The 13302-nt window shown below is 71.5% G+C and carries 12 protein-coding genes; 8 read left to right on the forward strand and 4 right to left on the reverse strand.

Annotation, left to right across the window (positions count from 1 at the left end):
* Window positions 1–18 precede the first annotated feature (18 nt).
* From IE260_RS18325 to IE260_RS18340, 4 genes are all read left to right on the forward strand, one after another.
* Window positions 19–936, forward strand: a complete 918-nt coding sequence (locus tag IE260_RS18325; RefSeq protein ID WP_189873140.1) for a F0F1 ATP synthase subunit gamma — start codon at window positions 19–21, stop codon at window positions 934–936.
* Window positions 936–2372, forward strand: a complete 1437-nt coding sequence (atpD, locus tag IE260_RS18330; protein WP_189873142.1) for a F0F1 ATP synthase subunit beta — start codon at window positions 936–938, stop codon at window positions 2370–2372. The genes IE260_RS18325 and atpD overlap by 1 nt, the downstream gene beginning before the upstream one ends.
* Before the next feature lie 132 nt (window positions 2373–2504).
* Window positions 2505–2879, forward strand: a complete 375-nt coding sequence (locus IE260_RS18335) for a F0F1 ATP synthase subunit epsilon (RefSeq protein ID WP_189873144.1) — start codon at window positions 2505–2507, stop codon at window positions 2877–2879.
* A 128-nt stretch (window positions 2880–3007) separates the two neighbouring features.
* On the forward strand, window positions 3008–3454 hold the full coding sequence (locus IE260_RS18340) for a DUF2550 domain-containing protein (RefSeq protein ID WP_189873146.1): 447 nt from the start codon (window positions 3008–3010) through the stop codon (window positions 3452–3454).
* Window positions 3455–3535: 81 nt separating this feature from the next.
* Here IE260_RS18340 and IE260_RS18345 read toward each other — a convergent pair whose 3' ends face one another.
* The 3 genes from IE260_RS18345 to IE260_RS18355 form a co-directional block, all read right to left on the reverse strand.
* Complete coding sequence (locus IE260_RS18345) at window positions 3536–5359, reverse strand: glycoside hydrolase family 18 chitinase (RefSeq protein ID WP_189873148.1); 1824 nt, start codon at window positions 5357–5359, stop codon at window positions 3536–3538.
* A 134-nt stretch (window positions 5360–5493) separates the two neighbouring features.
* On the reverse strand, window positions 5494–6135 hold the full coding sequence (locus IE260_RS18350) for a response regulator (RefSeq protein ID WP_189873150.1): 642 nt from the start codon (window positions 6133–6135) through the stop codon (window positions 5494–5496).
* A gap of 3 nt (window positions 6136–6138) precedes the next feature.
* A complete protein-coding gene (locus IE260_RS18355) occupies window positions 6139–7320 on the reverse strand; it encodes a sensor histidine kinase (RefSeq protein WP_189873152.1) in 1182 nt (393 codons plus the stop codon).
* A gap of 152 nt (window positions 7321–7472) precedes the next feature.
* Between IE260_RS18355 and IE260_RS18360 the strand changes: the two genes are divergently transcribed.
* Window positions 7473–8066: a hypothetical protein gene (locus tag IE260_RS18360; RefSeq protein ID WP_189873154.1), complete on the forward strand. Its 594-nt coding sequence runs from the start codon at window positions 7473–7475 to the stop codon at window positions 8064–8066.
* Window positions 8067–8141: 75 nt separating this feature from the next.
* Here IE260_RS18360 and IE260_RS18365 read toward each other — a convergent pair whose 3' ends face one another.
* The gene (locus IE260_RS18365; RefSeq protein WP_189873156.1) at window positions 8142–8714 is read right to left on the reverse strand and encodes a cob(I)yrinic acid a,c-diamide adenosyltransferase; all 573 of its coding nucleotides are present in this window, start codon (window positions 8712–8714) and stop codon (window positions 8142–8144) included.
* A gap of 268 nt (window positions 8715–8982) precedes the next feature.
* Between IE260_RS18365 and IE260_RS18370 the strand changes: the two genes are divergently transcribed.
* From IE260_RS18370 to IE260_RS18380, 3 genes are all read left to right on the forward strand, one after another.
* Window positions 8983–9831 carry a 3-hydroxyacyl-CoA dehydrogenase family protein gene (locus IE260_RS18370; protein ID WP_189873158.1) on the forward strand — a complete coding sequence of 283 codons (849 nt, stop codon included), beginning with the start codon at window positions 8983–8985 and terminating at the stop codon, window positions 9829–9831.
* Window positions 9832–10003: 172 nt separating this feature from the next.
* A complete protein-coding gene (locus IE260_RS18375; RefSeq protein WP_030420940.1) occupies window positions 10004–10327 on the forward strand; it encodes an STAS domain-containing protein in 324 nt (107 codons plus the stop codon).
* Between the two features lie 277 nt (window positions 10328–10604).
* Entirely contained in the window at window positions 10605–13253 is a 2649-nt protein-coding gene (locus IE260_RS18380) for an ATP-binding protein (protein ID WP_189873159.1), read from the forward strand.
* The last annotated feature ends 49 nt before the right edge of the window (window positions 13254–13302 follow it).

Consider the following 13302-nt stretch of genomic DNA (forward strand, 5'->3'; position numbering starts at 1 on the left):
AAGGAAGGGACCTGACTCATGGGAGCCCAGCTCCGGGTCTACAAGCGTCGCATCCGATCCGTCACCGCGACCAAGAAGATCACCAAGGCGATGGAGATGATCGCCGCCTCGCGCGTCGTCAAGGCGCAGCGCAAGGTGGCGGCCTCCACGCCGTACGCGCAGGAACTGACCCGCGCGGTCACGGCGGTCGGCACCGGTTCGAACACCAAGCACCCGCTGACCACGGAGGCGGAGAACCCGACCCGTGCCGCGGTCCTGCTCCTCACGAGCGACCGCGGTCTGGCCGGCGCCTTCAACTCCAACGCCATCAAGGCGGCGGAGCAGCTGACCGAGCGCCTGGAGCGCGAGGGCAAGCAGGTCGACACGTTCATCGTCGGCCGGCGCGGTGTCGCCCACTACAACTTCCGTGAGCGCAAGATCTCGGAGTCGTGGACGGGCTTCACCGACGAGCCCTCGTACGCGGACGCCAAGAAGGTCGCGGCTCCGCTGATCGAGGCGATCGAGAAGGAGACGGCGGACGGCGGCGTGGACGAGCTCCACATCGTCTACACCGAGTTCGTCTCGATGATGACGCAGACGGCGGTCGACTCGCGGCTGCTTCCGCTGCGCCTCGAAGAGGTCGCGCAGGAGACCGCCGCCAAGGGCGAGATCCTGCCGCTCTACGACTTCGAGCCCTCGGCGGAGGACGTCCTCGACGCCCTGCTGCCGCGGTACGTCGAGAGCCGGATCTACAACGCGCTGCTCCAGTCGGCCGCTTCCAAGCACGCCGCCACCCGGCGCGCGATGAAGTCGGCCACCGACAACGCGGGCGAGCTGATCAACACGCTCTCCCGTCTTGCCAACGCGGCCCGCCAGGCCGAAATCACCCAGGAAATCAGCGAGATCGTCGGTGGCGCGAGCGCCCTGGCCGACGCGACCGCGGGGAGTGACAACTAATGACCACCACTGTTGAGACGGCCACGGCGACGGGCCGCGTCGCGCGGGTCATCGGCCCGGTCGTCGACGTGGAGTTCCCCGTCGACGCGATGCCGGACATCTACAACGCGCTGCACGTCCAGGTCGCCGACCCGGCGAACGAGGGCGAGCTGAAGACGCTGACCCTGGAGGTCGCCCAGCACCTGGGTGACGGCCTGGTCCGCACCATCTCCATGCAGCCCACCGACGGTCTGGTCCGCCAGGCCCCGGTGACCGACACGGGTGCCTCCATCTCGGTGCCGGTCGGCGACTTCACCAAGGGCAAGGTGTTCAACACCCTCGGTGAGGTGCTGAACGTCGACGAGACCTACGACGGTGAGCGCTGGCCGATCCACCGCAAGGCGCCCAACTTCGACGAGCTCGAGTCGAAGACCGAGATGTTCGAGACCGGCGTCAAGGTCATCGACCTGCTGACCCCGTACGTCAAGGGCGGCAAGATCGGTCTGTTCGGCGGCGCCGGCGTCGGCAAGACGGTGCTCATCCAGGAGATGATCTACCGCGTCGCCAACAACCACGACGGTGTGTCGGTGTTCGCCGGTGTCGGTGAGCGCACCCGTGAGGGCAACGACCTCATCGACGAGATGAGCGACTCGGGCGTCATCGACAAGACCGCGCTGGTCTTCGGCCAGATGGACGAGCCCCCGGGCACCCGTCTGCGCGTGGCCCTGGCCGGTTTGACCATGGCGGAGTACTTCCGCGATGTGCAGAAGCAGGACGTGCTGTTCTTCATCGACAACATCTTCCGCTTCACCCAGGCCGGTTCCGAGGTGTCGACCCTGCTCGGCCGTATGCCCTCCGCGGTGGGCTACCAGCCGAACCTGGCCGACGAGATGGGTCTCCTCCAGGAGCGCATCACCTCGACCCGTGGTCACTCGATCACCTCCATGCAGGCGATCTACGTCCCCGCGGACGACCTGACCGACCCGGCCCCGGCCACCACCTTCGCCCACCTCGACGCGACGACGGTTCTGTCCCGTCCGATCTCGGAGAAGGGCATCTACCCGGCCGTGGACCCGCTGGACTCGACGTCCCGGATCCTGGACCCGCGCTACATCGCGCAGGACCACTACAACGCGGCCATGCGCGTGAAGAACATCCTGCAGAAGTACAAGGACCTGCAGGACATCATCGCGATCCTCGGTATCGACGAGCTCGGCGAGGAGGACAAGCTCGTCGTCCACCGCGCCCGTCGCGTGGAGCGCTTCCTGTCCCAGAACACCCACGTCGCCAAGCAGTTCACCGGCGTGGACGGTTCGGACGTGCCGCTGGACGAGTCGATCGCCGCGTTCAACGCGATCTGCGACGGTGAGTACGACCACTTCCCGGAGCAGGCGTTCTTCATGTGCGGTGGTATCGAGGACCTGAAGAAGAACGCGAAGGAGCTGGGCGTCTCCTGAGCCTCGCGCTCATGGTGAGCCCTTGAGGCTCACACCGGAGGGGGCGGGCGCGTCCCGCCCCCTCTGTCACGCCCATTAGACTTGTAACCAACACCCGGCTCTCCCGCCGGGTGGTGACCCGAGGAGCCACCCTTGGCTGCTGAGCTGCACGTCGAGCTGGTCGCCGCCGACCGCCAGGTCTGGTCCGGCGAGGCCACCCTGGTCGTCGCGCGCACCACGTCCGGCGACATCGGCGTCATGCCCGGTCACCAGCCGCTGCTCGGTGTGCTGGAGTCGGGCCCGGTGACCATCCGTACGAGTGATGGTGGAACGGTCGTCGCCGCGGTGCACGGCGGTTTCATCTCGTTCGCCGACAACAAGCTGTCGCTGCTGGCCGAGATCGCCGAACTGTCGGACGAGATCGACGTCCAGCGCGCGGAGCGGGAGCTCGAGCGCGCGAAGGCGGAGGGCGACGCCACCGCCGAGCGTCGCGCGGACGTCCGACTGCGCGCGGCGGCGGGGCGCTGACCCCAGAGCTGTGCTATGACGTCACTCAGCCGCGGCTGGGACCGGAGCGATCCGGACCCGGCCGCGGCTGAGCCAGATCCGGGTGTTTTTTACGTTCCGTTACCTAGGAGACGAGGAGGTCGGTGCCGATGGTCCTCGCTCTGACTGTGTGCGGACTTGTCGTCGCACTCGTGGTGGTGGGACTGTTCGTCTTCGGTCTGCGCCGCAGGCTGATCCAGCGCTCCGGCGGCACCTTCGACTGCTCCCTGCGGTGGGACGCCCCCGAGGAGGGCGACGCCGGCGGCAAGGGCTGGGCCTATGGCGTGGCCCGCTACAACGGCGACCGGGTCGAGTGGTACCGCGTCTTCTCGTACTCCCCCCGGCCGCGTCGCGTCCTGGAGCGGTCGTCGATCGAGGTGGCCGGGCGTCGCGTCCCGGACGGCGAGGAGGAGCTGGCCCTGCTGTCCGACTCCGTGGTCCTGGCCTGTCTGCACCGGGGGACGCGGCTGGAGCTGGCGATGAGCGAGGACGCGCTGACCGGTTTCCTCGCGTGGCTGGAGGCAGCCCCGCCCGGACAGCGAGTGAATGTGGCGTAGCCACATTCACTCGCTGGGTGGGGGTCCCCCGGACGAAGTCCGGGGGAGCGACAACGTCGCTTGGTGACTACTGCTCGGTGACTACTTCAGGCCGCTGTCGATGGCGCTCACCAGCTCGCCGTTGGCGGTGTCACCGCTGAACTCCCAGAAGAAGGCGCCGCCCAGGCCCTGGTTCTCGGCCCAGTCCATCTTCGACTTCACGGTCGCCGGGGTGTCGTAGGACCACCAGTTGGTGCCGCAGTGCGCGTACGCCGTGCCGGCGACGGTGCCGGTGGCCGGGCAGCTGTTCCTGAGGACCTTGTAGTCCTCGATGCCCGCCTCGTAGGTACCGGCGGCCGGGCCGGTCGCGGTGCCGCCGGGCGCGGACTGGGTGACGCCGGTCCAGCCGCGGCCGTAGAAGCCGATGCCGAGCAGGAGCTTGTCGGCCGGGACGCCCTTCGCCTTGAACCTCGCGATGGCCTCGGCGGAGTTGAAGCCCTGCTGCGGGATGCCGTCGTACGAGGTCAGCGGCGAGTGCGGGGCGGTGGGACCGTTCTTCGCCCAGGCGCCGAAGAAGTCGTACGTCATCACGTTGTACCAGTCGATGTACTGCGCGGCCGGGCCGTAGTCGGCGGCGTCGATCTTGCCGCCGTCGGACGCGTCCGCGGTGACGGCCGCGGTGACGAGGTCGTTGCCGAACTCGGCGCGCATGGCCTTCATCATGCTGCTGAAGGCGTTCTTGGCGCTGGTGGTGTCACAGCTCAGACCGCAGGCGTTCGGGTACTCCCAGTCCAGGTCGATGCCGTCGAAGACGTCGGCCCAGCGCGGGTCCTCGACCAGGTCGTGGCAGGACTTCGCGAAGGCGGCCGGGTTCTTCACGGCGTCGGGGAAGCCGCCGGACCAGGTCCAGCCGCCGAAGGACCACAGCACCTTGATGTGCGGGTACTTGGCCTTCAGCTTGCGCAGCTGGTTGAAGTTGCCGCGCAGCGGCTGGTCCCAGGTGTCGGCGACGCCGTCGACGGACTGGTCGGCGGTGTAGGCCTTGTCGTAGTCGGCGTAGGCGTCGCCGATCGTGCACTTGCCGCCCTGGACGTTGCCGAAGGCGTAGTTGATGTGCGTGATCTTCTCGGCCGAGCCGGAGGTGACCAGGTTCTTCACGTGGTAGTTGCGCCCGTAGACGCCCCAGTTGGTGAAGTAGCCGAGCTTGACCTCGTCGCCGCCGCCCGGGTTGCCGCCGCCGTCGCCGGTGGTGCGGACCTTGACGGCGCCGCTGGCCGGGCCGGTCTGGTCGGCGGTGTCACGGGCCTGGACCGTGTACGAGTAGTCGGTGCCCTTGGTCAGGCCGGTGTCCGTGTACGACGTGCCCGTGACCGTCGCGACCTTGGCGCCGTCGCGCAGGACGTCGTAGTTCTTGACGCCCTTGTCGTCGGTGGCCGCCGACCAGGACAGTTTCACCGAGGTGTCGGTGATGTCCGAGGCCGTGGGGGTGCCGGGGGCGGAGGGGGCCGCGTCGCCGGGGACGGAGGTGCCGTCGCAGCTGCCGCCGTTGAGCTTGCAGCCGGACGGGGAGCCGGAACCGGTGCCGTTGAAACCGAAGGAGACGGACGCCCCGGGGGCGAGGGTGCCGTTCCAGCCGACGTTCTTGGCGGTCCAGTGGTCACCGGAGTTGGTGACCGTGGCGTCCCAGGCGGAGGTGACCTTGGTGCCGGAGGGGAAGTCCCACTCGACCGTCCAGGAGTTGATGGTCGTGGTGCCGGTGTTCTTCACCGTCCAGCTGCCGCCGAAGCCGGAGCCCCAGTCCGAGGTCTTGGTGAAGGTGGCCGTCGCGCTCGTGGCCGCCTGGGCGGGGCTCGCGAGTCCGACGAGTCCGCCGAGCGGGAGTGCCAGGGTCGCGGCCAGTGCCGCGGCTCTGTGTCTGAAGCGCATGCTGCGCCTCCTTATGTGGGGACCTGTGGGGATGTTGTTGTGGGCATGACTGAGCCTCATGCCCGCAGTGCCGCGAGAATAGAAAGGTCTGGACCATGGGTCAATAGGTCTGGACCACTACCACCGAAGGGTGGCTAGATCCCCAACTCCTGCGCGAGCACGGCCGCTTGTACCCGGCTGCGCAGCCCCAGCTTCCCCAGCAGGCGGCTGACGTGCGTCTTCACCGTGGCCTCGGCCATGTCCAGCCGGCCGGCGATCGCGGCGTTGGACAGTCCCTCGCCGAGACAGGAGAGGACCTCGCGCTCACGGCGGGTCAGTTCCCGCAGCAACGCCGGATCCGCGGTCGTCTCCCGGACCGGCTTCGCCGCGAACTCGGCGATCAACCGCCGGGTGACGGCCGGGGCGACGATCCCCTCGCCGCCCGCCACGGTGCGCACGGCGGCGATCAGGTCCTTCGCCTCCGTGTTCTTCAGCAGGAACCCGGCGGCACCCGCCCTGAGCGCCCCGAAGACGTACTCGTCGAGGTCGAAGGTGGTCAGCACCAGCACGTCGGCCAACTGCTCGTCGACCACCCGCCGGGTCGCCGACACGCCGTCCAGGCGCGGCATCTGAACGTCCATCAGCACCAGGTCCGGCCGCAGCCGACGGGCCAGTGCCACCGCCTGCTCGCCGTCCGCCGCCTCACCGACCACCTCGATGTCCGGCGCGCTGCCCAGGATCAGGACCAGCCCGGCGCGGACGGCGGACTGGTCCTCGGCGACGAGGACGCGGATCATGCTTCAGTCTCCTTCGGTGAGCGGCAGCGTGGCACGCACGGTCCAGATCTTCCCATCGGCCGCCCGCTCGGCTCCCGCCTCGAACGAGCCGTGCAACAGCGCCGCCCGCTCCCGCATGCCGACCAGACCGGCGCCCGAGCCGGGCGCGCGGGGCGCGTCGCGGTCGCCGTACGGGCTGGTCACCTCGACCCGCAGGACGTGGTCCCGGCGGGCCAGCGTCACGCGGACCGGCCCGTCCGAGGCGTGCTTCAGCGCGTTCGTCAAGGACTCCTGCACGATCCGGTACGCGGCCAGCTCGACCGGCGCGGGCAGGCCCTCGCCGTACGCCGCCTCCAGGGTGACGTCCAGCCCGTTGGCGCGGGCGCCGTCGACCAGTGCGCCGAGACCGTCGAGGGTGGGGGCGGCGGCCGGCCCGGTGTCCCCGCCGGTGTCCCGCAGGATGCCGATCAGCCGCCGCATCTCCGCCAGTCCCTCGACACTGTTCTCCCGGATCACACCGAGCGCCTGACGCGTGGTCGCCGGGTCGTCCAGGGACAGTGCGGCCGTGGAGTGGATGGCGATCGCGGAGAGGTGGTTGGCGACCATGTCGTGCAACTCGCGGGCCATCCGGGACCGTTCCGCGGTCACCGCCTGGACCCGGTCCATCTCGGCCAGCAGCGCGGTCTGCTCGGCGCGCAGCCGGGCGGCCTCGGCGGCCTCCCGGTGACTGCGCACGATCAGCCCCGTGGACGCGGGCGCGAACGACACGATCCCGACGGCGACGCCGATCAGCAGCGCCTCGGGCACCCGCCATACCGCGAACGGCACCACCGTCGCCGCCACCGTGAGCAGCCCGGTGATCCACGGGATACGCCGGGCCGAGGCGGGCGGGCCGTACAGGACGGCGGCGTACATGAGGTCGGTGTACATCAGCACCGTGACCAGGCTGCCCTGTGTCATCGTGTCCAGGACGAGCGCGCCCGTGCCGATCAGCAGGCCGGTGCGCGGCGCGGCCCGGCGCAGCAGCTCGCAGCCGGCCGTGACAACGAGCGGGGCCAGCAGCGGCCACCGGCCGTCGAACAGCACCATGGGTTCGTCGGCCGGGCGGACGCCCAGACCGATGCCCCACAGCAGGAGCCCGCCGAGCAGCCCGGCCGCCGCGACGTACACGTCGAAGCGGTGCGGGCGGGGGAGTCGTACGGCCATGCCACCATCCAACACGGCCCGCCCGGCCCTCGCCTGATGCCCGGGAACGGTCCCGTACTGCATCTTTCGATGTACCGCAGGTTCGTCAGCGGCGACGACGATCCCGGCCGCCGGGCACGGGAGCCTGAAAGGGTGACCGAGAGGAGCGAACCGTGATCGTCACCCTGATCATCGCCTGCGAGATCGGCTTCTGGGTGCTGCTGTCGGCCGGGCTGGCCTTCCGCTACCTGCTGCGCATGCCGCGCACGGGCATGGCGTTGCTGCTGTGCGAGCCGCTGCTGGAGGTCGTCCTGCTGGTCGTCACCGCGCTGGACCTGAAGAACGGCGCCGACCCGAGCGGGAAGCACGGGCTGGCCGCGCTGTACATCGGCTACACCGTCGGCCACGGCCACCGGACCGTGAAATGGCTCGACGGCCACGCCGCCCACCGGCTGGCCGGAGCCCCGAGGCCGGCCGGTCCGCCGCGCTACGGCATGGCCCGGGCCCTCCACGAGGGCAAGGTGTGGCTGGGCACGCTGCTGGCCGCCGCCGTGGCCACCGGGCTGCTGCAGATCGCCATGTGGTACGTCGACGACCCGAGCCGCACCGGCTCCCTGGAGAGCTGGCAGTCCGTCGCCTGGCGCGCCGCCGGCATCCACGGCCTGATCGCGCTGTCGTACGCGATCTGGCCGAAGAAGGCCCCGGCGACCGCTCCGCCGGCTCCGTCCGCCAAGCACCTGCGGGCCGAGGAGGACGCCCGGCGCTGACCGGCGTACCGCCGGCGGTGGCCGGTGGCCGTCACCCGCGTGACCGGTCACCGGCGTCGCGGTGCGCGCGGCGGCTCAGCGCTCCCCGCCGGGCACCCACAGCACGTCCCCGACCTCCTTGTTGGCCGTGCGCGCGAGGATGAACAGCAGGTCGGACAGCCGGTTGAGGTAGGTCGCGGTCAGCGGGTTCATCACCTCGCCGTGCGCCTCCAGCGCCGCCCACGTCGAGCGTTCGGCCCGCCGTACCACCGTGCACGCCTGGTGCAGCAGGGCCGCGCCGGGCGTGCCGCCGGGCAGGATGAAGGAGCGGAGCTTCTCCAGCTCGCCCAGGAAGCGGTCGCAGTCCGCCTCCAGCTTGTCGACGTAGAACTGCTCCACCCTCAGCGGCGGGTACTCCGGGTTCTCGGTCACCGGCGTCGACAGGTCCGCGCCCACGTCGAACAGGTCGTTCTGGACGCGGGTGAGGACCTTGACGATCTCCTCGTCCAGGCCGCCCAGGGCGATCGCCGTGCCGATCACCGCGTTGGCCTCGTTGGCGTCGGCGTACGCGGCGATCCTGAGGTCGGTCTTCGGGACCCGGCTCATGTCGCCGAGGGCGGTGGTGCCCCGGTCGCCGGTCCGGGTGTAGATGCGCGTCAGATTGACCATGCGCCCAGCGTAGTTACGCCCCGGCGGCACGGGCACGTGTGCCCGTCGTCACGGGCCGGGCGCGAGGTGCCGCCGATACCGGAGGAAAGGGAGGAACCGACGGGCGCGATGGGCCCAACTACGCCGTCCGAGGCGAGGAATGACCCTCGACGGTGTGATGTCCGTCATGTGAGACGTGACGCGCATTACTTACCGGTCACACAGCCCCTCACGACCGCTAGTGTCCGGCCGAGAGAAGAAGAACAGCGCGTATCAGGGGAGTCGCACAGTGGCACGGAAGCTCGCCGTCATCGGAGCCGGTCTCATGGGATCCGGCATCGCCCAGGTCTCCGCGCAGGCGGGCTGGGACGTCGTCCTGCGGGACGTCACCGACGAGGCGCTGCGGCGTGGCACGGACGGCATCAAGGCCTCGTACGACAAGTTCGTCACCAAGGGCAGGCTGACCGCCGACGACGCCGAGGCCGCCCTCGGCCGCATCACCGCGACCACCGACCTGGACGCCGTCGCCGACGCGGACGTCGTCGTCGAGGCCGTCTTCGAGAAGCTGGAAGTCAAGCACGAGATCTTCCGCGCGCTGGACAAGCTCGCCAAGGACGAGGCGGTCCTCGCCTCCAACACCTCCGCCATCCCGATCACCAAGATCGCGGCCGTGACGGAGCGCCCGGAGCGGGTGGTCGGCACGCACTTCTTCTCGCCGGTCCCGATGATGCAGCTGTGCGAGCTGGTGCGCGGCTACAAGACCAGCGACGAAACGCTCGCCACGGCGCGCGAGTTCGCCGAGTCCGTCGGCAAGACCTGCATCGTCGTCAACCGCGACGTCGCCGGCTTCGTGACGACCCGCCTCATCTCCGCCCTCGTCGTCGAGGCCGCGAAGCTGTACGAGTCGGGCGTCGCCACCGCCGAGGACATCGACCTCGCCTGCAAGCTGGGCTTCGGCCACGCCATGGGGCCGCTGGCCACCGCCGACCTGACGGGCGTGGACATCCTGCTGCACGCCACGAGCAACATCTACACCGAGTCGCAGGACGAGAAGTTCGCCCCGCCGGAGCTGATGCGCCGGATGGTGGATGCCGGTGACATCGGACGCAAGAGCGGGCAGGGCTTCTACAAGCACTGAATCCGCGGCAGCCCCGGGAAACATCACACGCCGGGGTGAATTCGGTATCGGTTCGCTTACAGGCGGCAACCTCGGAGCGTTGCACGCAGTCAGAGGTTGCATCACCTCAGCACACCGAGCACCGGAACGACACCACTTCGCGGAGCACGAGACGCACGCACGGGGAGCGCATATGCACATCAGGGGCGACCACGTCGAGCTGGTCGTCGGGGGCCGCCTCGACGTCCGCAGCGCGGCGGACGCCCGTACGGTCCTGCACTCGGCCGTCGACGACGGAGTCGGCGACCTGGTGCTCGACCTGTCAGAGCTGGACTCCTGGGACGCCACCGGACTCGGTGTGATCATGGGGGCCCACCGGCGGGCCGGCCGCTGCGGCCGGCGGCTGGTGCTGCGCGGCGTACCGCCGCAGATGCAGCGCCTGCTGGTGGCCACCCGGTTGCACCGCATCCTGGCCATCGAGGGCGGCCTCGGCGTGGAGAGCCTGCCCAGGGTGTGACCTCCCGGGCAGGTGTGCCCGGGCGGGGCGGGGGAGACCCGGACGCTCCCTCACGGAAACGCCCGACGCACGCAATCCTCACGAGACTGTGACGTCTCGGGCGGCGCGGTACCCCGGGCTGTCGGAGATACTGAGCGAAGGTTTAGGGTTCGGCTGCCCGCTGCCCTGCAACCCACTGGCGGGCCCGGACCAGAAGCGACAGCGCGGTGTGCGGCAAGGCCGGGAGGGTGGTCCCGACCGGGACCCTGCACACGACGCTTTTGGGGGGCTTGAACCTATGGACCCGAACAGCCGGGGACCCGAGGAGTACGGCCACGACGGCGACGGCCACACGCCGCGCCCGCGCCCGCCCAGGGATCCCCTCACACCCGACTTCGGACAGCACGTGCCCGCACTCGCCCGCACGGTGCAGCTCGTCTCCGGCGACTTCCTGCTCACCGTCAACCCCGTCGACGGCAGCGAGATCGAGGTCTGCCCGCCCGGCGAGCGGCCCGCACGGCCCGAGAAGTTCAGCGCGGCCGAACGCGCCGAGGTGGACCGCGCCGCCCGGCCGCCCGCCCCGCCCGGACCGACGAGGCCCGCACGGCCGCTCACGGCCCGCCAGGACGAGCGCGAACGCCTGGTGCGGCTGCTCGCCCGCGGCCGGTCCGTACGCCTCACCGGCCCGGCCGGCTCCGGCCGCACCAGCCTCCTCGACGTCGTCGCCGAGGACTGCGCGGACCTCGCGCCCGACGGCGTGATCCGCCTCAGCGGCTTCCACCGCACGGCCGACGACCTGCTGTACGACCTCTTCTACGCCGTCCACCGAGCGCCCCTGCACCGCCCGGACCGGGAGGAACTGCTCGGCCACCTCAGGGAGGTCGGCGCGGTCGTCGTCCTGGACGACGCCGAACTCGGCGGCGCCGCCCTCGACGAGCTGCTGGACGCCACCCCGGAGTGCGCCTTCCTCATCGGCGCGACGCCGGACGTGCCCGCCCCGTCCGCCGACTCGGCCGTCGAGGAGGTCTTCCTCACCGGCCTGGACCGCTCCGACGGCGTGGACCTGCTGGAGCGGGCCGCCGGGCGGCCCCTCACCGACGAGGAGGCCAACTGGGCCGGAGACCTCTGGTTCGAGTCCGAGGGCCTGCCGCTGCGCTTCGTCCAGGCGGGCGCCCTGCTGCGCCGGCGCGACCGGCTGCGGGCCGGCGCGGACGCCGTCGACGAGTTCGGCGTCTTCGCCGACGCCCGACCGGCCGACGACACGCCCTACGACGCCGCCGAGAGCGACGAGGTCCCGCTGCCGTCCCTCGGCGAGGCCGCCGCGCCCGCGCCGCTGCTCGCCTCCCGGCTGAGCGCCTCCGCCCGGGCCACGCTGGAGTTCGCCGTCGCCCTCGGCGGCGAGGTGCCGCACCAGGCCCACCTGCCCGCCCTGGTCGGCGACACCCACGCGGACGCCGCCCTCGGGGAGCTGGCCGACTGCGGCCTCGTCTCCCCGGTCGGCTCCCGCTACCGGCTCGCCGCCGGTGTGCTCACCCAGCTGGAGAGCGCCGGATACGGCGGCGACGTCCGGGCCCGGGCGCTGACCGCGGCCCAGCACTACGCCTGGTGGGCCGGGCACCCCTCGGTCACCCCGGAGCGCGTCTGCGCCGAGGCCGACGCCGTGCTCGCCGCCCTCGCCGTGCTGGTGCCGACGACGGCCCCGCCCGCCGAGGGCGAGGAGAGCCCGGCCGTCCAGCTGGCCCGCACCGCGGCGCCCGCGTTCGCCGCGGGGCTGCACTGGAGCGCCTGGGAACGGGCGCTGCGCTCCGGCAGCCAGGCCAGCAGGCTCGCCGGTGACGTCGCGGAACAGGCGTACTTCCACCACGAGCTCGGCATCCTCGCGCTGTGCGACGGACAGCTCGACCGGGCCCGCGCCGAGCTGGAGGCCTCCGTCGGGTTGCGCGGCGCGCTCTCCGACAAGCGGGGCGCCGTCGCGGGGCGCCGCGCCCTCGCCCTGGTCGCCGACCGTTCCGGGGACACACCCGGCCTCGGTACCGGGGCGGCCGCTCCGGGCGCCGCCGAGGCCGGTCCCGGCGCCCTCGGGGGCGGTTACGGTGCGACCGCCGGGGAGGAGGTGCCCGACGCCCGGCACGAGGAGTCGGCGTCGCCGCCGGCGGGCGTGCCCGCGCCGTTCCCGCCGCTCCAGCCGTCGCCGCAGTCCCCGACCCTGGTGACCCACAGGGGCCCGTCCCCCGGCCCCTCCCGCAAGGCCGGGACGGGCATCAAGGGCTTCGCCCGGCGCAATCTGGTGGCCGCCGGAGCGGGCGCCCTGCTCGTCGCCGTACTCGGCACGGTGGTGACGCTCGGCGCCACCTCGGAGAACGACGCAGGCGATCCCTCCGACCGGGTCGGCGTCAACCCGTCGGCAAGCCAGGGAGCCGACGACGGCAGTCTCGGCGCCGACCGGGCGAACGACGGCAGCGACGGCTCCGCCGACACCGGCGAGGCGACCAGCCGGCCGACCGACCCCGGTCCGGACGGCACCTTCGGCACGTCCGACGACCCGACACCCACGGAATCGGCCAGGCCGTCGGACGATCCGAGCGGCACGAACAACCCCGGCGACACGGACGGTCCCGTCGACCCCGGCGACTCGGGCGATCCCAGCGACCCGTCGTCGCCGTCCAAGCCGCCCACCTCGACGAAGCCGACGGCGAAGCCACCGACGTCCAAGCCGCCGACGTCCGAGCCGCCCACGGATCCGCCCACCTCCGAGCCGCCGCCGACCACCTCGAACCCGACGTCCGAGCCGCCCCCGCCGTCGACGCCCTCGACGTCCGACACGGCGAGCGGTCCCGCCTCCAGCGCCCCCGCGAGCACCACCGCGAGCGCGCCGCAGAGCAGCGCCAGCAGCGGTGACGCGGGGTCGCCGAGCGGATCCGGTCCGGCGACGGGCCAGGTGATCTGAGGTTCCGCAGGCACGACCGAGGGCCGGGTCCGTCCGCCGGACCCGGCCC

Source organism: Streptomyces viridiviolaceus (genome assembly GCF_014650995.1).
Taxonomy (GTDB): domain Bacteria; phylum Actinomycetota; class Actinomycetes; order Streptomycetales; family Streptomycetaceae; genus Streptomyces; species Streptomyces viridiviolaceus.

What these genes read in the sequence shown, in the direction of transcription:
- IE260_RS18375 (WP_030420940.1), top strand. Translation starts at nt 10,004, where the DNA reads ATGCACATCAGGGGCGACCACGTCGAGCTGGTCGTCGGGGGCCGCCTC.
- IE260_RS18365 (WP_189873156.1), bottom strand. Translation starts at nt 8,714, where the DNA reads ATGGTCAATCTGACGCGCATCTACACCCGGACCGGCGACCGGGGCACC.
- IE260_RS18345 (WP_189873148.1), bottom strand. Translation starts at nt 5,359, where the DNA reads ATGCGCTTCAGACACAGAGCCGCGGCACTGGCCGCGACCCTGGCACTC.
- atpD (WP_189873142.1), top strand. Translation starts at nt 936, where the DNA reads ATGACCACCACTGTTGAGACGGCCACGGCGACGGGCCGCGTCGCGCGG.
- IE260_RS18380 (WP_189873159.1), top strand. Translation starts at nt 10,605, where the DNA reads ATGGACCCGAACAGCCGGGGACCCGAGGAGTACGGCCACGACGGCGAC.
- IE260_RS18350 (WP_189873150.1), bottom strand. Translation starts at nt 6,135, where the DNA reads ATGATCCGCGTCCTCGTCGCCGAGGACCAGTCCGCCGTCCGCGCCGGG.
- IE260_RS18325 (WP_189873140.1), top strand. Translation starts at nt 19, where the DNA reads ATGGGAGCCCAGCTCCGGGTCTACAAGCGTCGCATCCGATCCGTCACC.
- IE260_RS18340 (WP_189873146.1), top strand. Translation starts at nt 3,008, where the DNA reads ATGGTCCTCGCTCTGACTGTGTGCGGACTTGTCGTCGCACTCGTGGTG.
- IE260_RS18355 (WP_189873152.1), bottom strand. Translation starts at nt 7,320, where the DNA reads ATGGCCGTACGACTCCCCCGCCCGCACCGCTTCGACGTGTACGTCGCG.